Here is a 25,737-nt window from a genome sequence, read left to right on the forward strand (position 1 = left end):
GTGGGAGCGGCTGCGGTTTTCCGCCCAAACGTCGGCTAGCGCCCCTCCGGCCCCTGCGCGCGGAAGTCGCCGGGCGCGATCCCGTAGGCGGCGTTGAAGACCCGGTAATAGGTCGCGACGCTCTCGAAGCCGCAGGAGGTCGCGATGTCGGCAATCAACCGGTCCGGGGCTTCGCGCATCAAGCGGCGGCTCTGGTTCAGGCGTTCGTCCGTCACGGTTTGCGAAAAACTCCTTGCCGCGCTTTCGAACAGCATGTGCAGGTGACGCACGGAGACACCGAGCAGGTCGGCCACCATGGCCGGCGCCAGATTTGGGTCTTGCAGGTGCCGCGCGATCAGGCGCCGCGCCTGCGAGAGCCGGGCGGTCCGCAGCGCGGCCTGCCCGAGGCGGCTGCCGGCCCGCAGCATGCCGCGCTCGATCAGCGCCAGATGGGCTAAAGCCTCGACGAGCGAAGCGGCATCGGCGGCGCCGTCATCACCCGCGGCAACCGTACCGAGATCGGCGAAGCAGGCGTCGAGCAGGGGCTTCAAGCCGGGATCGTCGAACGTCCGGGGCGCAAGCTCGCGCATGCGCTTGTCCTGCATGGAGAGGCCGCTCACGGGAATCTTCAGGATCCGCAGGTGGAAGCCGCCCGTGCCCAGCGGCGTGGCGCGATAGGTCTGGTCGGTATGGCTGGTGGCGAAGCTGCCATTGGCGATCGTGAAGTCGCTGCCGCGCATGCCGCCGAACCACGCGCCGCTGCCGAGCTGCTGATAGACGCAGAGGCTGTCGCCCGGCGCGTGAGCGATGTCGGTCACGCTGCGCTCGACCGTGTAATGGGAGGCCTTCAGCTCGACGAGGCCGGCTCCGCCAAGCCGGCGCAGCGAGAATTCGCCGAAGAAGTTCGCGCGGCGTTCGGGCTCGAGTTCGACGGTGACGCCGAACAGGCCCTTGGCGCGCACCTCGCGCCAAAAGTCGAAGCGGTCGTGCGGCTCGACCTCGTCGGTGCACCAGCGATACACGGCGGCCCCTCGCTTCCAGCGGAATTGCCCACAAGAATTGACCGAGAAAAAGCAAATTCCGGTGGCATCTACCATAGGCTGGACAACAGACCTGAGTCCTCAGGGCGGTTGAACCAGCGATGTGGCTGGGCCGACTATCACATCAAAGGCGCGGTTCCCATGAACCGCTGTTCGAGGGAACCGGCGTGGGCCGTTCTTGAGGGATTTTCGATGACGCGTCGGCTTCTCAGAGTACTGGCAGCGCTTGGCCTTGCGGCCGGCCTCAGCGGTTTCGCGCTTCCCGCCTGTGCCGAGAAGCGCGTTGCGCTCGTCGTCGGCAACAACGACTACAGGAACGTTCCGAAGCTGCTCAAGGCGGTCAACGACGCCCGCACCATGGGCGATACGCTGAAGCAGCTCGGATTCTCCGTGATGCTCGCCGAAAACCAGAGCCGGCAGCAATTTTCGGAGACGCTGCTCGCGTTCGATCGGACGATCGAGCCCGGCGACACCGCGTTCTTCTTCTATGCCGGCCACGGCTTCGAGATCGCAGGCCAGAACTATCTGCTGCCGACGGACGTGCCCGCGGCGACGGAAGGGCAGGAAGAACTGGTGCGTGACGCCTCCATCCTGGCCGATCGCATCGTCGAGCGCCTCCAGAACAAGAAGGCGCGGACCTCGATCCTGGTGTTCGACGCCTGCCGCAACAACCCGTTCGAGCGCAAGGGTACCCGCGCCGTCTCCGGTGGCGGCGGGCTTGCCCCGATGGTGCAGCTGCCCGAAGGCGTGTTCTCGGTCTTCTCGGCGGGCCCGCGCCAGACCGCGCTCGACCGCCTCTCCAATGACGACGCCAATCCCAATTCGGTATTCACGCGCACCTTCGCCAAGGAACTGCTCCAGCCCGGCGAGAACCTGGTGCAAGTGGCGCAGCGTACGCGCCGTCTCGTGAGCGAGATGGCCGACACTGTCAAGCACAGGCAGGTGCCGGTCTATTTCGATCAGATGGTCGATGACGTCTTCCTCAGCGGCATCGCCAAGGATGCCGCCGCGCGCCCGGCCGATCCGCCGGCGCAGAAGCTCGCGGCGCTGCCACCGGTGTCGGTGCCGCGCGTGCCGAAGGAGGAGACCACCAACGCGCCGATCGCGAGCTTCTCGCGTCACAATGGCGGCTGGAGCGTGGTGTTCTCCTTTGCCGATCCGACCCTCGGCGTTTCCTGGCGCATGGCCGGCAACGGCGACTTCCGCGAAACCGGCTTCATCGATACGCTCGACCCGCGCACGCGCAAGAGGATGCCGAACCCGTCGATCGAATTGCCGCCGGACGCGCAGGCCGGCACCATCGAGGTTCGCTATGTCGACCAATCCGGTGACATGCAGGGGCCGTTCCCGATCAGGTTCGATCCCGAAGCCGCGCTGATCCGTGACCAGCGCAAGATCCTGGACATGACCGCGACGAGCTGGCTGTCATTCCGCGAGTTCAACGGGCTGCTGGTCTACTACACGCACCTAGTGTCCTACCGCTGCGCCATCCGCGAGGTGCGCATCGGCATCGATACCGCCGTTCCGAACCAGGTGTTGAAGATGCCGGGCTGCGACATGCGCGATCCCAGTGCGATCAGCGCCGGCATGCCGCTCTCCATGAAGCTCGCGCCGGCAACGCAGTTCATCTCGGTGGAGCTGACCTATCGCGACGGCAGCGTGTCGGAGATCAAGAGCTTCCGCAGCGCGAACCGCAGCAACAACTGAGGTGTCGAGCAGGCCGCTTAGCTATTCGCGGCGCTTCCGGATGAAGCGTTTGAGGGCCTCGATCAAGGACGGGGTCAGCGGGAAGAAAGCGCCCATCGCGATCGAGATGATGACTTGGCGCGGCAGGAGCTTGACCTACTCCTCGTGCGGATAACCGTTCTGTTCGATGCGCACCGGCGCAAGCGGCGGCCTGCGCGGTGCGATCATGATCAAGACGAAAAGCACGTTGATCAGGATCCAGACGCCGAGCAGTATGAGGATTGTCTGCACTGCAATTTCCCGAATGAGTCGGAATTGGAGGCAAGGCTAACGGCCATTCACAACCGCAGCAAATGAATCTTGTTTGCTGCACTGCACAGAATGCTTGGCTCGTGAAGGAGGACCCGACCGTGAAACCCGATACGTTGCAGCGTCCCCAGGGCTCCCCGCTGAAGGTGCGGTGTTGCATCGTCGGCGGCGGACCGGCGGGCATGATGCTCGGCTATCTCCTCGGGCGCGCCGGCATCGATGTCGTGGTGCTGGAGAAGCATGCGGATTTCTTCCGCGACTTCCGCGGCGACACCGTGCATCCTTCGACGCTCCAGGTGATGGACGAGCTCGGCCTGATCGACGGATTCCTGAAGCTGCCGCATCAGCGCTTGCAAAAGCTGGACGGCCTGTTCGGCAGTACCCCCGTTCGCATCGCCGATCTCAGCCGCCTCCGCACCAAGTACCCCTTCATCGCCTTCATGCCGCAATGGGATTTCCTGAATTTCCTGCGCGAGGCCGGCCAGCGCTTCGCCTCGCTGCAGGTGATGATGAACACGGAGGCCGTCGATCTGATCCGCCGCGGCGAGACCATCGCCGGCGTGCGGGCGAATACGCCTGACGGTATCGTGGACATCGAAGCTGATCTCACCATCGCATGTGACGGCCGGCATTCGACCGTGCGCCAGCATTCCGGCCTCGAGGTCGAGGAGATCGGCGCGCCAATGGACGTGCTGTGGTTCCGCGTCGGACGCAAGGCGAACGAGACCGAGAACCTGTTCGCGCGCGTCGAGCCCGGCAAGATGATGATCACCTTCGACCGCGGCGACTATTGGCAGTGCGCCTATGTCATCGCCAAGGGACAATACGACGCGGTGAAGGCGAGGGGATTGCAGGCGCTGCTCGACGACGTCGTTCGCATGGCGCCGGTCCTGAAGAGCGGCATAGCCGAGGTGAAGAACTTCGACGATGTCAAGCTGCTCACCGTCGCGATCAACCGCCTGCCGCGCTGGACGCGGCCGGGCCTGCTTCTGATCGGCGACGCCGCACATGCGATGTCGCCGGTCGGCGGTGTCGGCGTCAATCTCGCCGTCCAGGATGCGGTCGCGACCGCAAACCTGCTGGCGGACGAGCTGCAGCGCGGCTGCCCGTCGGAGGACGAACTCGATGCCGTGCGCCGTCGCCGCGAATTCCCGGTGAAGATGACGCAGCGGATGCAGATGATCGTGCAGAACAACATCATCAGCGGCGCCTTGCAGGGCGGCGACCGGCCGCTGAAAGTGCCGCTGGTCCTGCGCCTCATCACCGCGCTGCCGTGGCTCCAGGGCATTCCGGCGCGCCTGCTCGCGCTTGGCGTCCGGCCCGAGCACGTGCAGTCGAAGGCTGCGCCGGCACGGTAGCGCAAGGGCCCGGTAGGGATAACGCGGCGTTAAATCGCGCTCGACGCGTTGCCTGCGTGCAACAGCGCAAACGGATTGAAGGCGCGCTGCTTGCCAATCCGACGTCTTAACTGTCTTGATTCAAATTTGAGTAAGACCTGCGTGTGAGCGTGCACCCATCAAAGGACACGGGGTGTACCATGCGTAACAAGTTGATTGCCGCCTTCGCCTGCACGACCGCTCTGATTTCGACCGGCGCCGCTTCCGCCGCCGATCTCGGTGCTCGGCCCTACACAAAGGCGCCGGCCTATATGGAGTCGATGTTCAACTGGACCGGCTTCTATGTCGGCGGCCACATCGGCGGTGCATGGACCAACGAGCAGTTCATCAACAACGGGACCGGCGCACCGTTCGGCGATCTGACCCCGGGGCAGGGCTACCGTCAGCGCAACTCCGGCATCCTGGGCGGCGCCCAGATCGGCTACAATTGGCAGGCCAACAACTACGTGTTCGGTATGGAAGGCACGATCTCGGGCCTCGACAACAAGGGCTCGTTCTTGAACACCGCGTTCGGCGCGGGTGACGACGTGTTCTCCTGGCGCACCAATGTGCTTGCCACCGTCGTCGGTCGCGCGGGCTTCGCCGTGCAGAACAACCTGTTCTACATCAAGGGCGGCTATGCCGGCGTGAACAACCGTCTGTCGGTCACCGATACGGTCGGTCCGGCCACCGGTTCCGGCGGTCAGACCCATTGGGCCAACGGCTGGACCGTCGGTGCCGGCTGGGAATACGGCATCACCCGCAACTGGATCGTCGGCCTCGAGTACAACTACGCAGCCTTCGCCAGCCAGACCTATCAACTCGGCGGCACCTCCGGCAATTACAGCTTCGATGCCAAGCCGCGCGACCTGCAGTGGGCCGTCGTGCGCGCCAGCTACAAGTTCGACGCGCCGGTCATCGCCCGCTACTAAGTGGGTCAACGAACGACCAAGCAGCCATAAAAGACGATCACTGCCCAAATTCAAAAGCCCCGGCATTGTCCGGGGCTTCTTTTTTGTGTGCAGATTTATTGGTGCGGCCTACGCCATCACCGAGAACCCGCCATCGACGGGGATCGCGGTGCCGGTGACGAAGTTGGAGGCGGATGAGGCGAGGAACACGGTGATGCCGGCGAAGTCGTCGATGTCGCCCCACCGCCCCGCAGGCGTGCGTGCCAGCACCCGCTCGTGCAATCCCGATACCTGCTGCCGCGCACCGCGGGTCAGGTCGGTGTCGATCCAGCCCGGCAGGATGGCATTGACCTGGATGTTGTCGGGCGCCCACGCATTGGCGCAGGCGCGCGTGTACTGAACGATGCCGCCCTTGCTCGCCGCATAGGCCGTTGCGAAGCTCGCGCCGAAGATCGACATCATCGAGCCGATGTTGATCACCTTGCCGTTGCCGGACGCCTTCAGCGCCGGATAAGCCAGCTTCGAGCACAGGAAGGCGCTGGTGAGATTGGTGTTGATCACCGTGTTCCACTCGTCGAGCTCGAGCTCGTGCGGCGGCTTGCGGATGCTCATGCCGGCATTGTTGATGAGGATGTCGATGCGGCCGAAATCCCTGACGACGCGATCGATCATCGCGGCGATGGCCGCCTTGTCAGTGACGTCGGTGGCAACACTGATCGCCTTCACGCCGCGTTGGCTGAGGTCGGCGACGGCGGCGGCGGATTTGGTTTCGTTGCGTCCGACCACGGCGATGTTGGCGCCGGCATCGGCGAGGCCACGGGCCATTCCGAGCCCGATGCCGCCATTGCCTCCCGTGACGATCGCGACTTTGCCGCGGAGATCGAACCGACTGGTTGTCATGCTGCTATTCCCTGGTTCTTCTATTGGTTGCTCTGCCAGATCAGCACCAGCCCGAAGCCGGCCATGGCTGCGCCATAGCCGGCCCATTGCAGCTGGTTGACCATGAAGCTCGATCGCGGCCACGCGACGGTGCCCGTACCCTGTCCGATCCAGAGCAGCCCGACGGCAAGGGCAAACAGGCCTGCTACAAGCAGAAATCTGCGCATGCATTCCTCCCCATTAGTCCGCTTCTGTCGTGACGCGGCATGACGATAGCCGCGGCCCGAAAACTTAGCAGGAGACTAGCCGTAGCCGTGGTTCGGATACAATGGCCGCTGATGCAGGCCGCAGGGCGGATGCATGTCCATACGCAAGGTCCGCTGAAGCACCGTACAACGAAAAAGCCCCGGACGATGCCGGGGCTTTGACGTCTGAACTTGCGTTCGGATCAGTACTTCGCGACGACCGGACCGGTCCAGTTGAAGCGGTAAACCAGCGAAGTCGAGATCGTCTGGTTCCAGCTGTTGGCGCGAATGCTCTGACCGACCGGGAGGTTACCGGCATCGAACAGGATGTCCTGGGTCTTGGCATTGTAGAAGGCCGAACGGTACTCGGTCTTCATGAACCAGCCAGGCGACTGGATGCCGAAGATGTTCAGGTTGTTCTCAACGCCGCCGCCGATGAACCAGCCATTGCGGTTGTAGCCGTTGAGGTGAACGCCGGCCGGAGCGCCAGCCAAGGTCATGAAGTTGGTGCTGCCGAAGTGGGCGCCGGAGTAACCGCCGTTGACGTAGGAGAGAACGTTCGGAGCGACCAGCCAGCCGAGGCGCACACCAGCGGCCCAGGAGTCTTCCAGCTTCTGGTTGCCGGTGATGCCGAGCAGGGGATCTTGAATGGTAGCACGGATGCTGCCGAACTGACCGTCAGCGAACACGCCGGCGACCCAGGTGCCACTGAACTGCCAGTCGTAGCCGAGACCGACGGTGCCGAACCAGCCCGAGCCACCCTGGCGCTGATCGATCGTCAGGGGAACTGCGCCAACCGTGGTCTGGACGCGCTGGTCAGAGGCCGAGAGGCCGCCGCCGGCGCCGCCGAAGATGTAGAAGCCGGTCCAGTTGGCGACGGGAGCCGCCATCGGGGCCTTCGCGTAGGGACGGGCGCCAAGGTCAGCGGCCGAAGCCGAAGCGGTCATGGCAGCAACCGCGGTCAGTGCGAGCAAAATCTTCTTCATCTTAAAAATCCCCAAGCTTTGGTCTGTCTGGCAGGCGCGAGCGCACTGAAGTCCGTGTGATCTGATGTCCCGGACTATACCTGCTTCTCTCCGAAATGCTGTTGCAGAGCAGGCACAGTCGCCGGGAAACGCCGCACGGCAGGGATTCTGGGTGCCGTCGTGGAAATGTGAAATAAGTACGCATTATCAATGCAGTACGTCGAATTTTGCGATTTGCGTTTTGGTAGCTTCTCGTTAGCGAATCCGGCTTTGTGCGAAATGGAGGCAGTCCTGCATCAGTCATGGCTCGGTGAGTCGTTGGCCGAGTCGCGGCGCGATGAGGCCGGGAATCAACGAAATCGAGGCGGACGTTGGCGGGATTGGCGGGAAAGAGCGGTTGTCATCTTCCAAAAACAAAAGAGCCCCGGGCATCATGCCGGGGCTCTGGATGGATACGACCGGGCAGCGCCTGCGGATCAGACGTCCAGCAGGTCGTCGTTGGCGAATTCGGCCTTGTCCGAGATGAACGCGAAGCGCGCTTCGGCCTTGGTGCCCATCAGGCGCTCCACCGAATCCGCCGTGGTGTCGCGGTCGTCGGCGAGCAGAACCACTTTCAACATGGTCCGCTTTGCCGGATCCATGGTGGTTTCCTTGAGCTGCGCCGGCATCATTTCGCCGAGGCCTTTGAAGCGATTGACCTCGACCTTGGCGTTGGCGTTGAACTCGCTCTTGATCAGCGCTGCCTTGTGCGCGTCATCGCGGGCGTAGACCGACTTCGTGCCGTTGGTCAGCTTGTAGAGCGGCGGCACGGCGAGGAAGAGATGGCCTTCATCGATCAGCCGCGGCATCTGCCGGTAGAAGAAGGTGATCAGCAGCGACGCGATGTGGGCACCGTCGACATCGGCGTCGGTCATGATGATGATGCGCTGGTAGCGCAGATCCTCTTCGCGATACTGCGCGAGCATGCCGCAGCCGATCGCCTGCACGAGGTCGGCGAGCTGCGTGTTCGCCGTCAGCTTGTCCTTGCCGGCGGACGCGACGTTGAGGATCTTGCCGCGCAGCGGCAACACGGCCTGGGTCTTGCGGTCGCGCGCCTGCTTGGCGCTGCCGCCGGCCGAGTCACCCTCGACGATGAAGAGTTCTGAGCCTTCCAACCCTGCATCGCTGCAATCGGCGAGCTTGCCGGGGAGGCGCAGCTTCTTGCCGGCGGTCTTGCGCGCGGTCTCCTTCTCCTGGCGGCGGCGCAGCCGCTCCTCGGCGCGGTCGACCACGAAGTCGAGCAGCCTGTTGGCCTGGTTCGGATTGCCCGACAGCCAATGGTCGAACGGATCCTTCATCGCCTGTTCGACGATGCGCTGCGCTTCGGCGGTGGCGAGACGGTCCTTGGTCTGGCCCTGGAATTCAGGCTCGCGCACGAACACCGAGAGCATCACGGCTGCACCCACCATCACGTCTTCTGACGTAATGGACGACGCGCGCTTGCCCTGGCCGACGCGTTCGGCGTGGTCCTTGAGGCCGCGCAGCAGCGCGCTGCGCAGCCCGGATTCGTGCGTGCCGCCGTCGGGCGTCGGCACAGTGTTGGTGTAGGAAGACAGGAAGCCGTCGGCATCCGCGGTCCAGGCCACCGCCCATTCGCAGGCGCCATGCGCGCCGTTGCGGCCCGACTTGCCGGAGAAGATGTCGGGATGCACCAGCGTGTCGGCGTGGATCGCGGCGGCCAGATAGTCCTTGAGGCCACCGGGGAAGTGGAACGTCGCTTCCGCCGGCACGTCGTCGACGCCCTTAAGCAGTTCGGGCGCGCAATTCCAGCGGATCTCGACGCCGCCGAACAGATACGCCTTCGAACGCGTCATCTTGAACAGGCGCTGCGGCTTGAACGCTGCCTTGGCACCGAAGATGTCGGTGTCCGGCTTGAAGCGCACGCGGGTTCCGCGGCGGTTGTTGATCTTGCCGAGATCCTCGAGCTTGCCCTTTGGGTGGCCGCGCTCGAACGTCATGCGATAGAGTTTCTGGCTGCGCGCGACCTCGACCTCGAGCAGCGAGGAGAGGGCGTTCACCACGGAGATGCCGACGCCGTGCAGGCCGCCCGAGGTCTCGTAGACCTTGGAGTCGAACTTGCCGCCCGAGTGCAGCGTGCACATGATGACTTCGAGCGCCGACTTCTTCGGGAATTTTGGATGCGGATCGACCGGGATGCCGCGGCCGTTGTCCGTGACGGTCAAAAAGCCGTCCGCGCTCAATTCGACTCCGATGAAGGTCGCATGCCCCGCGAGCGCCTCGTCCATCGAGTTGTCGATGACTTCGGCGAAGAGGTGATGCAGCGCCTTCTCGTCGGTGCCGCCGATATACATGCCGGGCCGGCGGCGCACCGGTTCCAGACCTTCGAGGACCTCGATGTCGGCTGCGGTGTAGTCGGCCTCGGCACCGCCCGCGCGCGGGGCGGCCTTGGCGGCGCGGGGCTTGGGCTCATCGCCGCCGAAAAAATCGTCTTTTGCTTTGGGCTTCAACTGCTTGGACATATATCTTTATGCGTTTTGAGGGCCGCATGAGCGGCGAATCGGTTGGGCCGACTATGCCACTTCTCGCCTGGAAAGGTTATCGCGGGGCGGGCCGGGCGGTGTGGTTGGGAGCCAATCCCGGCGATTTTACGCCGCATCCCCATCAATTCCCGGCAATGTGACGGTCCGGTCCGGCTGGACCTGGCTTTGTGACTTGATGTCACACAAGTCATTGGCTTACCAGTCCTTTTCATCGAGCAGCACCTTCGGGCAGGACGGAAAGGCTATTTTTGAATGGAGCAGTTTGCGCACGGGCTCGCCGATTTCGTGCGCGCTCACCAGACGTGGGCAGCTCCCATCGTGTTCGTGCTCGCCTTCGGGGAGTCGCTGGCCTTCATCTCGCTGCTGATCCCGGCTTGGGGCGCGTTGGTCGCTATCGGCGCGCTGATCGGCGCGAGTGGCATCAGCTTCTATCCGGTCTGGATCGCCGGTGGCATCGGGGCGGCGCTGGGCGACTGGGTCTCTTACTGGTTCGGCTATCGCTACAAGGAGCAGGTCGCGCAGATGTGGCCGCTCTCGCGTTATCCGGAACTCCTGCCCAGAGGCGAGGCCTTCGTGCGCAGCTGGGGCGTGCCGAGCATCTTCATCGGCCGCTTCTTCGGCCCCTTGCGTGCCTCCGTGCCGCTTGCAGCCGGCATTTTCGAGATGCCCTATTGGAGCTTCCAGGCCGCCAATTTCGTCTCGGCACTGATCTGGTCGGCGGCGCTGCTGCTGTTCGGAGATGTGATCGCCAAGATCATGGAATGGATCTGGGGCGTGGTGTGACGTCGGAACCTTGACGGCGACCGCAACTGGCCTTATAGCACCGCGCCATGATCAACGCCGCGACCATCCTGTTCGCCCGTCGCCGCCGCCGCAGCTTTGCGGTTTGGGCGGTCGATCGCGTTTGAGATCATCGTCTTTGCCGCTGGATCCGATCCGCGGCATTCTCTCTCCTGTCAGTGCGATCTGATCCGGCGGCCACCAAGGAGGCCAGCAGGAGACTACGATGTACACGCCACCCTTTTTCAAGCAGGACCGCGCCGCGAGCCTGAAATTCGCCGACACGCGCGGCTTCGGCACCATGTGCGCCTTCGACGGCCACAAGCCGATCGCCTCGCCGCTGCCGTTCTATTTGACCTATGCCGCGGACGGCACGCCGCAGGCCGCGTTTCATGTCGCCCGTCACAATCCGCTGCTAAAGCTTGCGGACGGGACGACCTCCTGGCTCCTCGCGGTCAACGGCCCCGATGCCTACGTGTCGCCGGACTGGTACGTCTCGCCGGATCAGGTGCCGACCTGGCTGTACCAGTCGGTCCATCTGACCGGGCCGGTGCGGTTGTTGTCGGATGGTGAACTGGCCGTGCAAATCGATACGCTCAGCAACAAGTTCGAGAACTGGCTGTTGCCGAAGAAGCCGTGGACGTCGGGCAAGATGACGGCCGGGCGGCTCGAGGCGATGAAGAAGGCGATCGTGGGTCTGGTCATGACGGTTGAGGAGGTCGAAGCCAGCTTCAAGCTCAACCAGCACAAGTCCGACGCCGATTATGCGGCGATCGCCAATGCGCTTGGCGCGCAAGCCCATGCCGACGCCAGGGAGATCGCGCAACTGATGCAGGACGTAAGGCCGGATGCCTTCGCATCCGAAACCAACATGCTCGAAAGGAGCGCGCCATGAGCCTCACTGAAACGACGAAAGCACCGACCACTGGCGCTGCGACAAAGCCGGCCACCGTCTTCGTCGACGGCGGCTCCGGCACCACCGGGCTTGGCATCAACGAGCGGCTGAAGCTGCAGAGCGACGTGGTCGTGAAGACGATTGCCGACGACAAGCGCAAGGATCCCGCGGCCAAGAAGGCGCTGATGGAGAAGGTTGATCTGGTCATCCTCTGTCTGCCCGACGATGCTGCCAGGGAAACGGTTGCGCTCATCGACAGCATGGGGCCGTCGGGCCCGAAGGTGCTGGATGCCTCGACCGCGTACCGGGTCGCGCCCGACTGGGCCTATGGCTTTCCGGAACTGACGCCGGATCAGGCTGGCAAGATCAAGGCTGCGAAGAAGGTGTCCAATCCCGGCTGCTATCCGACCGGCGCGATCGCGCTGCTGCGACCGATCGTCGATGCCGGCCTGCTGCCGCGCGACTATCCCGTCACCATCAATGCGGTGAGCGGCTATTCCGGCGGCGGCAAGTCGATGATCGCGAGTTTCGAGGACGGCAGCGCGCCGTCCTTCGAACTCTACGGCCTCGGCTTCGAGCACAAGCATCTGCCGGAGATGCAGCTCTATTCGAACCTGACGCGGCGGCCGATCTTCATCCCGTCGGTCGGCAACTACCGGCAGGGCATGCTGGTGTCGGTGCCGCTCCAGCTCGACACGCTGCCCGGCAAGCCCAGCGGCGCCGATCTCCAGGCCGCGCTGGCAAAGCGTTACGCCGGCTCGAAATACGTCTCGGTGATGCCGCTGCAGAACGAGACGACCAAGGGTGGCAAGCTCGAGCCGGAAGGGCTCAACGAGACCAACACGCTCGAACTCTACGTCTTCGCCAGCGACAAGTACCATCAGGCGGTGCTGGTCGCGCGGCTCGACAATCTCGGCAAGGGCGCGTCCGGCGCGGCCGTGCAGAACATGCGACTAATGCTGGGATTGCCGGAGGCGTAGGAGCAACATTCGCTGCTCGTCATGACCGGGCTTGTCCCGGGCATGACGGCCGCGAGGGGCGCTTCTCAGTACTTCGCGATGATCGGGCCGCCGAACCTGTAGTTGATGCGGGCCGTGATCAAGTCGACGTCCTGGCCAATGCGGTCGGTACGTGAGAACGTGCCGACGGGTGCCAGCACGCCGTTTGCCGTGAGGGTAACGTCGCGCCGGCCCATGAACAGATGGTCGTATTCGAGGCCGACCGACCAGTTCGGCGCAAAGCCGTATTCGATGCCGACGCCGACCGTGCCGCCCCAGCGGGTGTCGTCGGCACCGTCGAACTCGGCTCCGGCCAGACCGCCGGTTCCGATGCCGCGGTAGCGATTGCGGGTGACGGCGGCGCCGCCCTTTGCGTAAAGCAGTGCGCTGTTCCAGGCGTAGCCGATCTGGCCGGTGAACAGGCCGAAAGCATCGACACGGGTGCGGTTCGCGACGCCGAGCACGGTGCTGGCGTTCCGGCCGGAGAGGTCCGCCCAGTCGCCCTGCGCTTCGAGGCCGAATACGAAGGCGCTGCTCTGCCAGCGATAACCGATCTGGCCGCCGGCGACGCCGCCCGTCGCGTCATGGCAGCCTTCCGCAACGCCGGCCGCGAAACCAACCGTCTGGTCCCAGCAATTGCGTGACGAGCCATAGCCGCCGTTGGCGCCGATGTAGAAGCCGCTCCAATCATAGATCGCGGCGATCATCGGCGGCGCCTTGGTGTAAGGACGGGCGGCGAGATCTGCGGCGTTAGCCTGGGTCGCGACGGCGGCGAGCGAGAGGCCGGCGAGCGCGGATGCAATCTTCCAATTCATGTCTGCCCCGAATCAATCAATTGCGATGGGCGAATATACCTCTGGATGTGCGATCCATCGCGTCAGCCCAAGAGGGCATTGCTGCTTTTTTACGCACTGTCGTCATTCGGCAACACCGGCAGCCGCGATAGGCCTTTGAGATTTCACCCGTTCGTTGCGGGCGCCAACCCATCCGGGGCCGATCAGAGTACCTTGAAGATCGCTAGCGCCAGCACGGCTTGGGCGAGAAAGCCGACGGTGAAGGCGAGGGTGCGGAAGACGGGAATACCCATCGCATAGACGATCAGATGCGCAACGCGCGACCAGAAATAGACGGCGCAGGCAAGCACCGTCCACTTCGAGGAGTAGTCGATCGCGTTCAGGATCAGCACCAGCGGCGCGAACAGCACGAGGTTCTCGACGGCGTTGTCATGCGCGAACATCAGGCGGTTCGCCCATTCCGACTGCGGCTTGTCGGTGCGCGAGGGATTGGCCATCGCGCCACCAAGACCGCGAATCTGGCAGCGGTTGATGGTGTAGGGAATCCAGAGGATTCCGGTCAGGACCACCGTCAGTGTCAGCCAGAACAATTCACGCGTCATAACCCGGTCCCCTCATCAATTTCTGCTGCAGGCATGGAGCTTATACGAAAGCGCGGAAGATTCTGCTATGCGCGAACCCTGACATAGCTGCCGGGCGCGTCCTCGATCGGGGGAAACGCCTCGCTGCCGACCGTGCGGGCCCGGACTTCCTCGGGATCGAGTGCGCCCAGCCATTGCCGCCAGTCCGGCCACCACGAGCCCTTGTGCTCGACCGCGCCCTTCATCCACTCGGCGACGTTGGCGGACTTCACGTTGTCGTTGGTCCAGTACTGGTATTTGTTCGAGGCGGGCGGATTGACCACGCCGGCGATGTGGCCCGAGCCGGACAGCACGTATTTCACCGGGCCGCCGAAGAACTGGGAGCCGTACAGCACCGATTCAGCCGGCGCGATATGGTCCTCGCGGGTTGCGAGATTGTAGATCGGCACCATGACCTTGGAGAGATCGAGCAAGGTGTTGTCCAGCACCAACGTGCCGGTCGAGAGCCGGTTCTCAAGGTAGCAATTGCGCAGGTAGTACGAATGGTTCGACGCGGTCATGCGGGTCGCGTCCGAATTCCAGTGCAGCAGGTCGAACGCGCTCGGCTGCTGGCCTTTGAGGTAATTGCTGACGACATAGGACCAGATCAAATCGTTGGAGCGCAGCATGTTGAAGGCCATCGCCATCTTCGAGCCTTCGAGCACGCCCGCCGCCTTCATGTCCTGCTCGAGGGATGCGATCTGCTCCTCGTCGACGAACACGAGCAAATCACCGGCATGGGTGAAGTCGACCTGTGCCGCGAAGAACGTCGCGGACGCCACGCGCTGGCGGCGCTTCTCGGCGAGCCAGGCCAGCGTGGTCGCGAGCATGGTGCCGCCGACGCAATAGCCCGCGGTGTGCACCTTCATCTCGCCGGTGACCTTCTCGATCACGTCCATCGCCGTGAGCGGGCCTTCCTTCATATAGTCTTCCCAGCTCTTGGCTCCGAGGCGTTTGTCGGGATTGACCCATGAGATCACGAACACGGTGATGCCCTGATCGACGCACCATTTGATGTAGGATTTCTCCGGCTTGAGATCGAGGATGTAGAATTTGTTGATCCAGGGCGGGATGATCAGGAGCGGCGTGCGCAGCACCTTCTCCGTCGCCGGCGCATACTGGATCAGCTGCATCATCTCGTTCTGGTAGATCACCTTGCCCGGCGTCGTCGCCATGTTCACGCCGACGACGAGATTGTCCGGATCGGACTGACGGATCTTCAGCGTGCCCTTGCCGGCGGCGATGTCCTCGGCCAGCATCTTCAGGCCGCGCGCGAGATTTTCGCCGCTGCTGGCCACCGTCGCGCGCAGCACTTCCGGATTGGTCAGCACGAAGTTGGAGGGCGATATCGCGTTGGTGACCTGCTGGACGTAGAACTCGGCCTTGCGGCGGGTCTGCGGATCGAGGCCCTCGGCTTCGCGCACAAGCTCCTGCGCAAATTTGGTCGTGAGCAGATAGAGCTGCATCATGAAATCGAAGAACTGGTTCGACTTCCATTCCGGATCGGCAAAGCGCTTGTCGCGCGGCGAGGGTGCGATCGCGGGCGGTGCGTCCTGACCGGCCATGCGGCGCGCCGCCGAGCCCCAGAGGTCAAGATAGTCCTTGGCGAGCTTGGTCTGGAGTGCGGAGGCCCGCGACGTATCCGACAGCCAGTATTCGGCGACGGCGGTGAAGGTCTTGATGACCTCGGTAAGCTCCGCCGGCGGACGATCCTGCACCTCGCCGCTCTCGCGCGGCTTCAGGTACGCGGCAAGCGCCTTGCCGCCGCTTTCCATCGCCCGCGCGACATTCATCGCGAAGGCTTCCGCATCGAACTTCGTCTCGGGGTTGGGCGTATCGGTGGTGGCCATACTCATGAGGAGAACAGTAACGATTCATTCCGTATTCGTCACCGCGAAGCTCGCATGTTTGGCGTTAAACACTCTCGAAGATGTGTTGCAGTGCGACAAATTTTCTTGGTTCCGTCACAATCGAGCCGCACCGCTCGGCTTGATGGACTGGGGCTATTTTCTCGCTCGCACCATTTGGGCAGCAATGGTTTGAGCTTGGGCGCGGACTTGGGTAAGGTTGCCCGGGGCCGTGCTTTGGGACGAAGTGGGGATTTCCCTAGTGTTGGCGTTGAGGGACCTGCAAAAGTCGCGGCGGATCTGTGGCGCGCTGCTGATGGCGACGCTCGCCCTGGGCGGCTGCTCGAGCCAGCTCGCGGATATGACGCCTTCCGATGCTCAAGCGCATCCCAGAGAGGCCGGTAGCTATCTGCCGGTGCACGATCTGCCGCCGGATCGCGATCAGGCCGTCATGCCGCCGGACCAACGCGCCAAGATCGAGGCCGAGCTTGCTGCCGCCCGCGACCGTCAGGCGGTTGCCACCAAGGACGCGAAATAGGGCGCCGCAAGGTAATCGCTGGCGCCTCCGCCTCGCCGTGCTAAAAGACCTTAGTTCAGCCGAGAGTCAGGGCGAACGACTTCAGTCAATATCGTCGATGATTGCTCTAAGTATTTGATCTTGAGTAATTTTCGCGAGAGATGCGGGCGCCTTCCGCCTGGTCTTTATGGCCTGTCGATTCTGTCCTGACCGGTTGCCCGGAGCCGAGAGAGCCATGGAAGAATTTTACCGCATCCGCCGCCTTCCGCCCTACGTGTTCGAACAGGTCAACCGGGCCAAGGCAGCTGCGCGGAACGCCGGCGCCGACATCATCGACCTCGGCATGGGCAATCCGGACCTGCCGGCGCCAGCGCACGTGCTGGAGAAGCTGAAGGAGACGCTGGGCAAGCCGCGCACCGACCGCTACTCGGCCTCCCGCGGCATCCCCGGGCTGCGCCGGGCCCAGGCCGGCTACTACGCCCGCCGCTTCGGCGTGAAGCTCAACCCCGACACCCAGGTGGTGGCGACGCTCGGCTCCAAGGAGGGCTTTGCCAACGTAGCGCAGGCGATCACCGCGCCCGGCGACGTCATCCTTTGTCCCAATCCGAGCTACCCGATTCACGCCTTCGGCTTCTTGATGGCGGGCGGCGTGATCCGTTCGGTGCCCTCGGAGCCGACGCCGCAATTCTTCGAGGCTGTCGAGCGGGCGATCGTGCATTCGATCCCGAAGCCGCTGGCGCTCGTGGTCTGCTATCCTTCGAACCCGACCGCCTATGTCGCGAGCCTCGACTTCTACAAGGACCTGGTCGCGTTCGCGAAGAAGCACGAGATCCTGATCCTGTCGGATCTCGCTTATGCCGAGGTTTATTTCGACGAAAGCAACCCGCCGCCCTCGGTGCTCCAGGTGCCGGGCGCGATGGACGTTGCCGTCGAGTTCACCTCGATGTCGAAGACCTATTCGATGGCTGGCTGGCGCATGGGCTTCGCGGTCGGCAACGAGCGCGTGATTGCGGCACTCGGCCGCGTCAAATCCTATCTCGACTACGGTGCGTTCACGCCGATCCAGGTCGCAGCGACCGCCGCGCTGAACGGACCGGACGATTGCATCAAGGAGATGCGCGACACCTACCGCAAGCGGCGCGACGCGCTGGTGGAATCGTTCGGCCGTGCCGGCTGGGAGATCCCGCCGCCGGAAGCATCGATGTTCGCCTGGGTGCCGCTGCCGGAAGCCTTCCGCAGCGTCGGCAGCATGCAGTTCGCGACCCTGATGGTGGAGAAATCCGGTGTCGCGGTCTCGCCCGGCGTCGGCTTCGGCGAGCATGGCGAAGGATATGTCCGCATCGCCATGGTGGAAAACGAGCAACGGATCAGGCAGGCCGCGCGTGGCGTGCGCCGCTTCCTTGAAAGCGGCATCGAAACGTTGCACAACGTCGTTCCGCTCGCCACTCGGCGTTAAGTTCTCTTCCGCAGGTTTTCCAAGGCATCATGGTTGCACCCCTGAAAGTGGGCATAGCGGGGCTCGGCACCGTGGGCGCCGAAGTTGTCCGTCTGATCGAAACGCAGGCGCGGGTGCTTGCCGGCCGCAGCGGCCGTGGCATCCGTGTCGTCGCCGTCACCGCACGCTCGAAGGCGAAGAAGCGCGGCGTCGATCTGCGCGGCATCGAATGGGTCAAGGATCCGCTTGCCCTCGCCACGCATCCGGGCATCGACTGCTTCGTCGAGCTGATGGGCGGCGCGGGCGATCCCGCGCTGGCGGCGGTCGAGGCCGCGCTCGCCGCCGGCAAGTCCGTCGTTACCGCCAACAAGGCGTTGCTGGCAAAGCACGGCCTCAAGCTGGCAAAGGCCGCCGAAAAGCACGGCGGCGCGCTGAATTTCGAAGCAGCCGTCGGCGCTGCGATCCCTGTCATCAAGACGTTACGCGAAGGTCTTGCCGGAACCGGCATCAACCGGGTCTACGGCATCCTCAACGGCACCTGCAATTACATCCTGACCCGGATGGAGCAGGAGGGCCTGTCCTTCGCCGAATGCCTGAAGGACGCGCAACGGCTCGGCTATGCCGAGGCCGATCCGTCATTCGACGTCGACGGCCACGATACCGCGCAAAAGCTCGCCATTCTCGCCAGCCTCGCTTTCGGCACGAAAGTTGCTCAAAGCGCGGTGTATGTCGAAGGTATCTCCTCCATCGCGCCGGAAGATCTCCGTGCCGCTGACGATCTCGGTTACCGGCTCAAGCTGCTCGGCGTCGCGGTTCGCACCGCCACGGGCATCGAGCAGCGCGTGCATCCGACCATGGTTCCGAAATCCTCCTCGATAGCGCAGGTGATGGGTGTCACCAACGCGGTCACGATCGATGGCGAGGGCATCCCGCCGATCACGCTGGTCGGCCCCGGTGCCGGTGGCGCCGCGACCGCATCCGCCGTCGTCGCCGACATCGCCGACGTTGCGCGCGGCATTCGCGCCAATCCGTTCGGCCGGCCGATTTCGCAGCTGCGCGACACCAAGAAGGCGCCGATGGAGCGCCACGAGGGCGGCTACTACATCCGCCTTCTGGCACGCGATTTCCCGGGCACCGCGGCTGCGATCGCGACCCGGCTCGCCGAGCAGAAGATTTCAATCGAGTCGATCGTGCAGCGCCATCCCAATGGCGGCGCTGCGCCGGCAGACGGCAAGGCGGTCCCGGTGCCTGTCATTCTCATCACCTATGCCACGCATGAGGACGCCGTGCGCCGTGCGCTCGCGGCCGTGCAGAAGGACAAGGTGATCAGCGGACGGCCGCAGGTTATCAGGATCGAGAAGAACTGACACGGTTCGAACGAACTGTGGGTGTTACGAGTTGATGCGGCGGAGATGTCCGTCCAAAACTGTTTCGAAGGAGTGAGCCGATGTCGACCCATATTTCAGTCCCGCCGCAAGCATTGCTCGAGCGCATTCTCACGCTGGAGATCGTGCGTGTGACGGAGCGGGCGGCGGTGTCTTCGGCGCGTCTGCGCGGGCACGGCAACGAGAAGGCGGCCGACCAGGCCGCGGTGGACGCGATGCGGCGCGAGCTCAACAAGCTCCCGATCGAGGGCACCATCGTCATCGGCGAGGGCGAACGCGACGAGGCGCCGATGCTCTTCATCGGCGAGAAGGTCGGCATGAACGCCGGCCCGCAGGTCGACATCGCGGTCGACCCGCTCGAAGGCACCACGCTGTGCGCCAAGAACATGCCGGGCTCGATCGCCACCATGGCGATGGCCGACGGCGGTACTCTGCTGCACGCCCCCGACGTCTACATGCAGAAGCTCGCGATCGGTCCCGGTTACGACAAGGGCGTCGTCGAGCTCGATGCGACACCGGCCGAAAACGTCCGCCGGCTCGCCAAGGCCAAGGGCGTCAAGCCCGACGGCATCACCGTTCTCGTGCTCGACCGGCCACGCCATGCCAGCATCATCGAGAGCGTGCGATCGACTGGCGCCGCCGTGCGCCTGATCACCGACGGCGACGTCGCCGGCGTGATCCACTGCGCCGACCCCGACAATACCGGCGTCGACATGTATCTCGGCACCGGCGGCGCGCCGGAAGGCGTGCTCGCGGCCGTGGCGCTGCGCTGCATCGGCGGCCAGATGCAGTGCCGTCTCATCCTCGACTCCGACGAGAAGCGCGAGCGCGCCGCCAAGATGGGCGTCAGCGATCCCAAGATGATCTATGGCATCGAGGACATGGCGCGCGGCGACTGCCTGTTCGCCGCCACCGGCGTCACCACGGGCTCGCTGCTGTCAGGCGTCAAATTCCGCAAGGACGGCGTGATCGAGACCGAGACGGTGGTGATGCGCTCCGTCACCGGCACCGTGCGCTACATCAAGGCCGAGCACCGCGAGCTGGCGAAATTCCACCTGGACTAGGTCACGACACGCTGCCGTCATTCCGGGCCAGCGCCTCGCGGTGCATCCCGGAATGACCAAGAATAAGTAACATACGGGAAAGCGCCCATGTCCGATCTGTCCGCCGTCAAAGCCCTGGTCTTCGACGTGTTCGGCACCGTCGTCGACTGGCGCACCAGCCTGATCACCGACTTCATGTGGTGGACGAACGGCCGCGGCATCAGCGCCGACTGGACCGCCTTGGTCGACGGCTGGCGCGGCATGTACATGGCTTCGATGGATGACGTGCGCAAACATCCCGAGCGCGGCTACGTCATGCTCGATGATCTGCATCGCCGCTCGCTCGAAAAACTGGTCGCGCAATTTTCGATTCCAGGCCTGACCGAGGCCGATCTCGATCACCTCACCAAGGGGTGGCACCGCTTGCACCCGTGGCCCGACAGCGTCGCCGGCCTGACCCGACTGAAGACGAAATTCGTGATCTCGCCGCTGTCGAACGGCAATGTCGCGCTGCTCACCAACATGGCGAAGTTCGCAGGGCTTCCCTGGGACCTCATCATGTCGGCCGAGCTGTTCGAGCACTACAAGCCCGATCCCGAAACCTATCTCGGCGCCGCGCGCCTGCTCGGCCTCAAGCCGGAGCAGGTGATGATGGTCGCGGCCCACAACGGCGATCTCGCCGCCGCGCAGAAGAACGGGCTGAAGACGGCCTTCGTGGCGCGGCCGACCGAATACGGTCCGCTTCAGAAGGTCGATTTCGAGGCCAACGGCAATTGGGACATCGTCGCCAAGGATTTTGGTGGGATCGCCGACAAGCTCGGGTGCTAGGGCGGCTGACGCTCATCCGAGGCGGACGAGGCCCGGAATGCTGAACATATGGGCCAAGGCTCAGCCTCGCAGGACGTTCCACGGGGCGAAGGCATTGTTGACGCCCTCGAGCGCCGGTCCGAGTTGCGGCATATGCCGCAGCAGCACCGATTTCATTCCGTTGTTGTGGATCCAGTCCAGACCGAAGTTGGTGTAGACTTCCGCGCGGTAGTCATCGGTGAAGAACCGGTCGCTCTTCAGACGCCGCGATGCCATCAGGATGAAAATGCGGAAGGCGGTATCGCTGAAGCCGAAACCCTCCGGCAGGTCCTCGGCCAATAATCCGACCATCAGATCAACGCGATCGACGTTGCCCTTGTAGATCGCGCGCATCTTCCTGGCGGCACCGGGGATGCTGGTGATTTCTTCGAATGTGTTGACCCGCTTCTTGCCGACCAGCTCGCGAAACCGGTTGTAGCGCGGCACGCCGCGCTCGCGATCACGCATGATGTCGATCGCGGCCACGTCGAGCAGCGGCTGGCCGTCTTTCGTGAACCGGCGCAGGAAGTTGGGAAAATTGTGGAGGCGAATGGCGCCGGGATGAGCGGTGCCGAACGAGTACAGCAGGTTGGCGAAGCCGTGAGTCTGCATGAACTTGCGGGAGGCGGGGCCCTGCATTTTGACCAAGTCGCTAGCGGTAATCTCTGTGCTATCGAGCCGCCGTACATCAAGGTTTTCCGGGATCAACGGGTGCAGGCGGTACACGGCGGTGAATTCCTCGGTCATCGCGTAGGGCGCGCTGTGCTGATCCGTCGGAGAGCCGATGATGCCAAAGGCGGCTTCGCTGTTCTTGCCGAGCACGGCGCGCAGCACCCGGCACGGGATCCCCGACCAGTTGGCGTGCATGCTGAAGTCCAGTGCGGGATGGCCGAGGATGCCTGGCGTCCATTCGACGGTGTGGATCTTGGCGATCAGGGCCGCGTTGATCAGGCGCGCATGCTGGAATAGCTCCTCGTCCTTCCAGGTCGGATACCGCGCCTTCAAGCCGTCGCAGATGACATTGTGCTCGCGTGCAAAGAGATTGTGCAGCAGGCTGAGCCCCACCCACCAATTGTCGTTGAAGCCGGTGAGATCGGCGCCGGGATGCACCGGATCGGCTGGAAGCATCCCATCATCGCCGACCGCGATCTTCCCATCTGCCCCGGAACGGATCTGCATCTGCCTTGCGCGGTCGCTGCCGTAGATTTGTCCGGCGTCCCACCAGTGCGAGTTGAGGTTGCGGAACGTGGGGGTCGCGCCGAGCCATGGTTCACGTGGCGTCTCGTCGCAAACGGTCCGACGGATCTTCATGCAGTCGTCGATCCGCTCATCCGCAGGCCATTCGTCGTTTGGCGTCAGCGGAATTTTGAACTCGTTTCCCGACTTAGGGGCCCCATGGCTGAACCAATTATGCGTTTCGAACTGGATCCAGGCGGCGGCCAGCAGATTGAGGCTGGTCGCCGGAATAAATTCGTGGCGCGCCAGCAATTCCTCCGAGATCACGCGCGGACTGGGTTCGAGCAGGTCGTCCAGGCTGTCCGGTACGCATTCTGACAGCGCGAAATTGCGTCCGAACCGGGCGCCAGCCATGCCCATGCGCGGATGGTCGAGGCTGTTGAACGAGCCGTCGGCGGAACGCCACCGGTCATTGCCCGTGTTCCAGCGAGGCGATGTCGTGCCGTAGCCGGTATGGTGCAGATTGCGCTCCCGCAGACGGTCGCGGAACGCCGAGAGATTGGCGGCTCCGAGCAGGGTCGGCAGTTTGTCCCATGTGACAAAGAAGTTGACGGCCCGATAGATAACATCCGGGACCCATTGGAGAAGGTCGCGATGGAAGACAAAACCATCGTTCTCGCGGGACATTGACGCTCCCAAACGCAATTGAGCGAAATGAACTTAACTTGCAACAGGAAGTAATGTTTGCCAACGCCGCCGGAGGCATCACGAATTTGAAGTTCTTTACCGGCCAGTCGGACGGCGGTGATCGTTCGGATGGTCCGGGCGGCGCGTGCGTCGCCCGGACCAGATCCGGCGATTACAAAGTCATCTGCATCGGTTCGGGATAATAGTGGAATCCTTCACCCGCCTTGGCGACATGGCCATAGCCCGGCCAGGCGAAGTGATAGGACATCACGGGCGTCTTGTTCGCAGCAAGCATGGTCAGCAGTTTTACGCGTGACTCGGCCGCCTGCTTCGGGTCGGTGTCGTAGGAGAATTCCATCCGCGGCCGCTCGAGCAGCAGGACGGGATGATGCGACAGGTCACCAAGGAAGGCGAAGGACTTGCCGGCCGACGAGACCATGAAGATGGTGTGGCCGACGGTATGACCGGGCGCTGCGATTGCCTGCACGCCAGGCAGAAATTCCTGGCCGTCCTTGAAGAACACGATGCGGTCGCGGACCGGCAGCAGGTTCTTGCGGGCGTGAACGACGAAATCCTTGGCCGCGCTACCGAGCTTGCCTTCGTCGGTCCAGAAGTCGAAATCGGTCTGCGAGATGTAGATCTGCGCGTTGGGAAACAGCGGCTTGCCGCTGTCGTCCACGATGCCGCCGATGTGGTCGATATGGGCATGCGAGCAAACCACGGCGTCGATGTCGCCGGGCTTGATGCCGGCCTCGGTCATGCTCTTCTGCTGCCGACCGGTGGTGGCGCCGAACATCTTGGATGAGCCCATGCCGGTATCGAACAGGATGAGCTTGTCGCCGGTGTTGACGATCGGCGAGTTCTGCTCGAGCACGACATTGTCCGGCGACAGGAAATTCTCGACGAGCATCTTCTTCACCTCTTCCTTGGAAACACCGGTGAAGGTGCCCGAGGGATCGCCCAGGGGAAGCGGTCCGTCGGACACGACGGTGACTTCGGCGTCGCCGAGAACGAAGCGGTGCCAGTAGGGCGTCTGGGTGCCGAGCTTGGGAGCGCGCGCCAAGGCGCTGCCGCCGAGCATTGCGCTGGCACCAAGGCCAGCCCCGAGGGTCAACAAGGACCGACGTGAGACATCGATTGTCATGCGTTTCCTCCGCTTTTGTCTTTTGTTTTGCGCAATTGCTTGCGCGTTACATTCGGCCCGCGCCGATGGTCGAATGCTGCGCCGGTTCAGGCAGGCGAGCAAGTGGAATTGATTTGGCGATGATCTCGGTTTGTCGAAGTTGGATGCGCAATTCCGGCGCGCGACAAAAGACGTCCGTTGCCGACGAGCCTCGTCAGCACGATCCGTGCCAGTCAATGATTGTGTCGTGATTGTGTCTGCTGGCCGCCCGATCTGGCGTGACCGCAAGATTCTTTGTACGTCGCGAACCTATGGCTCACGCAATTCTCGGCGTGGGCTCGCTCCCTTCCGTTTCGGCAAAGCCCGCCTGCAAAACCTCTTCGCGCTTGTGGCGCAGATGCGCGCGCAGGATATGGGCGAGGCCGACGCCGTCGCGCCTCTGCAGGGCATTCAGGATGGCGTCATGCTCCTGCAAGGCGACCGCCCAGCGCTCGGCCGTCATCGGCGTGACATAACGCGCGCGCCGGATGCGCGCGGTCACGGACGCATACAACCCCGCGAGCACCGGGTTTCCGGCCGCAGCGACGATGCCTTCGTGAATGGCGCGGTTGCCGCGATAGTACTGGATCAGATCGCGTTCGCGATAATGTCGCACCATGTCAGCGTGCGCGGCGGCGATCGCGGCGATCTCGGCATCGGTGATGCGTTCGCAGGCGAGTTCGCCGGCGAGCGCTTCGAGGCCTTGGCAAACCTCGAACAGGTCGCGCATGTCCTTGTCGGTCAGTTTTGCCGCACGCGAGCCGCGGTGGGGCAGGAGCTGCACGAGACCTTCGGCGGCGAGCACCTTGAGCGCCTCGCGTAGCGGGGTGCGCGATATCTGGAGCCGCTCGCACAGCTCACGCTCGCGAATCCGCGCGCCCGGCGGGATTTCGCCGTCGAGCAGGATGGCCCGGATGCGGCCGACGACTTCCTCATGAAGCATGGGTCTGAAGTCCATTTGAATGCAAAAATGAAGCTACATTCCGATTGAGGCAAGTTCCAGCTTGTAAATCGACAATTTTGCATTCACAAATGGAGAAAAGTAGAAGGACAATGAGGAAATGGACCAGCAGGTGAAGGCGGAAGACCTCGTTTTCGAGCGCCAGGACGGGATCGGGCGGATCACCTTCAACCGCCCGCAGGCGCGCAACGCCTTCACTTTCGCGATGTATGAGCGGCTCGCCGCGATCTGCGAGGAGATCAACGACGATCACGCGATCAAGGTACTGGTGCTGCGCGGGGCCGGCGACAAGGCGTTTGCCGCGGGCACCGACATCAATCAGTTCCGCGATTTCAAGTCGCCGCAGGACGCGATCGACTATGAGAACCGCATCGATCGGGTGCTGACCACGCTCGAGCAGTGCCGCGTGCCGACCATCGCAGCGATCAACGGGTTCTGCACCGGCGGCGGCGCGGGCATTGCCGCGGCATGTGACCTCCGCATCGGCACCCAAAGCGCGAAAATCGGCTTTCCCATTGCCCGCACGCTCGGCAACTGCCTGTCGATGTCCAATGTCAGTCGTCTCACCGCGCTGATCGGCGCCGCCCGCGTCAAGGATCTGATCTTCACGGCGCGGCTCGTCGACGCGACCGAGGCTGCCAGTGTCGGGCTGCTCGGCGAG

The 25,737-nt window shown here is 63.6% G+C and carries 24 protein-coding genes; 12 read left to right on the top strand and 12 right to left on the bottom strand.

The annotated features are described in order from the left end of the window. Positions 1 to 35: 35 nt before the first annotated feature. Positions 36 to 1,001: a helix-turn-helix transcriptional regulator gene (locus IVB32_RS29480; protein WP_085353493.1), complete on the bottom strand. Its 966-nt coding sequence runs from the start codon at positions 999 to 1,001 to the stop codon at positions 36 to 38. A gap of 210 nt (positions 1,002 to 1,211) precedes the next feature. Here IVB32_RS29480 and IVB32_RS29485 point away from each other — a divergent pair, with 210 nt between their 5' ends. Then, positions 1,212 to 2,726: a caspase family protein gene (locus tag IVB32_RS29485; protein ID WP_018454444.1), complete on the top strand. Its 1,515-nt coding sequence runs from the start codon at positions 1,212 to 1,214 to the stop codon at positions 2,724 to 2,726. 135 nt (positions 2,727 to 2,861) lie between these two features. Here the strand turns inward: IVB32_RS29485 and IVB32_RS42825 are convergent, their stop codons facing one another. After that, on the bottom strand, positions 2,862 to 2,996 hold the full coding sequence (locus IVB32_RS42825; RefSeq protein ID WP_256465053.1) for a hypothetical protein: 135 nt from the start codon (positions 2,994 to 2,996) through the stop codon (positions 2,862 to 2,864). Positions 2,997 to 3,115: 119 nt separating this feature from the next. Here IVB32_RS42825 and IVB32_RS29490 point away from each other — a divergent pair, with 119 nt between their 5' ends. Beyond that, a complete protein-coding gene (locus tag IVB32_RS29490) occupies positions 3,116 to 4,372 on the top strand; it encodes an FAD-dependent oxidoreductase (RefSeq protein WP_247297404.1) in 1,257 nt (418 codons plus the stop codon). 179 nt (positions 4,373 to 4,551) lie between these two features. After that, positions 4,552 to 5,322 (top strand): outer membrane beta-barrel protein, encoded by a 771-nt coding sequence (locus IVB32_RS29495; protein ID WP_204511099.1) that lies wholly within the window; start codon positions 4,552 to 4,554, stop codon positions 5,320 to 5,322. Between the two features lie 108 nt (positions 5,323 to 5,430). On the opposite strand, the gene IVB32_RS29500 is transcribed toward IVB32_RS29495, so the two are convergent. The 4 genes from IVB32_RS29500 to parE all read right to left on the bottom strand — a co-directional run bounded on the left by IVB32_RS29500 (position 5,431) and on the right by parE (position 9,909). Beyond that, a complete protein-coding gene (locus tag IVB32_RS29500) occupies positions 5,431 to 6,201 on the bottom strand; it encodes a glucose 1-dehydrogenase (RefSeq protein ID WP_018454440.1) in 771 nt (256 codons plus the stop codon). Between the two features lie 20 nt (positions 6,202 to 6,221). Then, on the bottom strand, positions 6,222 to 6,407 hold the full coding sequence (locus IVB32_RS29505; RefSeq protein WP_007591540.1) for a hypothetical protein: 186 nt from the start codon (positions 6,405 to 6,407) through the stop codon (positions 6,222 to 6,224). A 221-nt stretch (positions 6,408 to 6,628) separates the two neighbouring features. Beyond that, complete coding sequence (locus tag IVB32_RS29510; RefSeq protein WP_018454438.1) at positions 6,629 to 7,411, bottom strand: outer membrane beta-barrel protein; 783 nt, start codon at positions 7,409 to 7,411, stop codon at positions 6,629 to 6,631. Positions 7,412 to 7,866: 455 nt separating this feature from the next. Then, positions 7,867 to 9,909, bottom strand: a complete 2,043-nt coding sequence (parE, locus tag IVB32_RS29515) for a DNA topoisomerase IV subunit B (protein ID WP_018454437.1) — start codon at positions 9,907 to 9,909, stop codon at positions 7,867 to 7,869. A 273-nt stretch (positions 9,910 to 10,182) separates the two neighbouring features. On the opposite strand from parE, the gene IVB32_RS29520 reads away from it, so the two are divergent. From IVB32_RS29520 to argC, 3 genes are all read left to right on the top strand, one after another. After that, positions 10,183 to 10,713 carry a DedA family protein gene (locus IVB32_RS29520; protein WP_018454436.1) on the top strand — a complete coding sequence of 177 codons (531 nt, stop codon included), beginning with the start codon at positions 10,183 to 10,185 and terminating at the stop codon, positions 10,711 to 10,713. 223 nt (positions 10,714 to 10,936) lie between these two features. Further along, entirely contained in the window at positions 10,937 to 11,605 is a 669-nt protein-coding gene (locus tag IVB32_RS29525) for an FMN-binding negative transcriptional regulator (protein ID WP_247297402.1), read from the top strand. Further along, entirely contained in the window at positions 11,602 to 12,585 is a 984-nt protein-coding gene (gene argC, locus IVB32_RS29530; protein WP_018454434.1) for an N-acetyl-gamma-glutamyl-phosphate reductase, read from the top strand. The genes IVB32_RS29525 and argC overlap by 4 nt, the downstream gene beginning before the upstream one ends. A 65-nt stretch (positions 12,586 to 12,650) precedes the next feature. Here argC and IVB32_RS29535 read toward each other — a convergent pair whose 3' ends face one another. The 3 genes from IVB32_RS29535 to phaC all read right to left on the bottom strand — a co-directional run bounded on the left by IVB32_RS29535 (position 12,651) and on the right by phaC (position 15,867). Next, positions 12,651 to 13,418: an outer membrane beta-barrel protein gene (locus tag IVB32_RS29535; RefSeq protein WP_247297400.1), complete on the bottom strand. Its 768-nt coding sequence runs from the start codon at positions 13,416 to 13,418 to the stop codon at positions 12,651 to 12,653. A gap of 182 nt (positions 13,419 to 13,600) precedes the next feature. Then, positions 13,601 to 13,999: an MAPEG family protein gene (locus IVB32_RS29540; RefSeq protein WP_018454432.1), complete on the bottom strand. Its 399-nt coding sequence runs from the start codon at positions 13,997 to 13,999 to the stop codon at positions 13,601 to 13,603. A gap of 65 nt (positions 14,000 to 14,064) precedes the next feature. After that, positions 14,065 to 15,867, bottom strand: a complete 1,803-nt coding sequence (phaC, locus tag IVB32_RS29545) for a class I poly(R)-hydroxyalkanoic acid synthase (protein WP_247297667.1) — start codon at positions 15,865 to 15,867, stop codon at positions 14,065 to 14,067. Between the two features lie 259 nt (positions 15,868 to 16,126). On the opposite strand from phaC, the gene IVB32_RS29550 reads away from it, so the two are divergent. From IVB32_RS29550 to IVB32_RS29570, 5 genes are all read left to right on the top strand, one after another. After that, positions 16,127 to 16,402, top strand: coding sequence for a hypothetical protein (locus IVB32_RS29550; protein WP_027517741.1), 276 nt, complete (start codon positions 16,127 to 16,129; stop codon positions 16,400 to 16,402). Positions 16,403 to 16,616: 214 nt separating this feature from the next. Then, positions 16,617 to 17,837: an LL-diaminopimelate aminotransferase gene (locus IVB32_RS29555; RefSeq protein ID WP_018454429.1), complete on the top strand. Its 1,221-nt coding sequence runs from the start codon at positions 16,617 to 16,619 to the stop codon at positions 17,835 to 17,837. Between the two features lie 29 nt (positions 17,838 to 17,866). Beyond that, positions 17,867 to 19,183: a homoserine dehydrogenase gene (locus tag IVB32_RS29560; protein ID WP_085353485.1), complete on the top strand. Its 1,317-nt coding sequence runs from the start codon at positions 17,867 to 17,869 to the stop codon at positions 19,181 to 19,183. A gap of 80 nt (positions 19,184 to 19,263) precedes the next feature. Further along, complete coding sequence (gene glpX, locus IVB32_RS29565; protein WP_018454427.1) at positions 19,264 to 20,265, top strand: class II fructose-bisphosphatase; 1,002 nt, start codon at positions 19,264 to 19,266, stop codon at positions 20,263 to 20,265. 87 nt (positions 20,266 to 20,352) lie between these two features. After that, positions 20,353 to 21,072 (top strand): haloacid dehalogenase type II, encoded by a 720-nt coding sequence (locus IVB32_RS29570; RefSeq protein ID WP_247297399.1) that lies wholly within the window; start codon positions 20,353 to 20,355, stop codon positions 21,070 to 21,072. A 60-nt stretch (positions 21,073 to 21,132) separates the two neighbouring features. On the opposite strand, the gene IVB32_RS29575 is transcribed toward IVB32_RS29570, so the two are convergent. The 3 genes from IVB32_RS29575 to IVB32_RS29585 form a co-directional block, all read right to left on the bottom strand. Further along, the gene (locus tag IVB32_RS29575) at positions 21,133 to 22,953 is read right to left on the bottom strand and encodes a peroxidase family protein (RefSeq protein WP_247297396.1); all 1,821 of its coding nucleotides are present in this window, start codon (positions 22,951 to 22,953) and stop codon (positions 21,133 to 21,135) included. 172 nt (positions 22,954 to 23,125) lie between these two features. Next, on the bottom strand, positions 23,126 to 24,097 hold the full coding sequence (locus tag IVB32_RS29580; RefSeq protein WP_247297395.1) for an MBL fold metallo-hydrolase: 972 nt from the start codon (positions 24,095 to 24,097) through the stop codon (positions 23,126 to 23,128). Between the two features lie 295 nt (positions 24,098 to 24,392). Then, on the bottom strand, positions 24,393 to 25,058 hold the full coding sequence (locus IVB32_RS29585) for a GntR family transcriptional regulator (RefSeq protein WP_247297393.1): 666 nt from the start codon (positions 25,056 to 25,058) through the stop codon (positions 24,393 to 24,395). Between the two features lie 118 nt (positions 25,059 to 25,176). Here IVB32_RS29585 and IVB32_RS29590 point away from each other — a divergent pair. Then, positions 25,177 to 25,737 (top strand): enoyl-CoA hydratase (locus IVB32_RS29590; RefSeq protein ID WP_247412196.1); only part of this gene is annotated, 561 nt, incomplete at its 3' end.

Origin of the sequence: Bradyrhizobium sp. 23 (genome assembly GCF_023073295.1) — a bacterium.
Lineage (GTDB): Bacteria > Pseudomonadota > Alphaproteobacteria > Rhizobiales > Xanthobacteraceae > Bradyrhizobium > Bradyrhizobium canariense_D.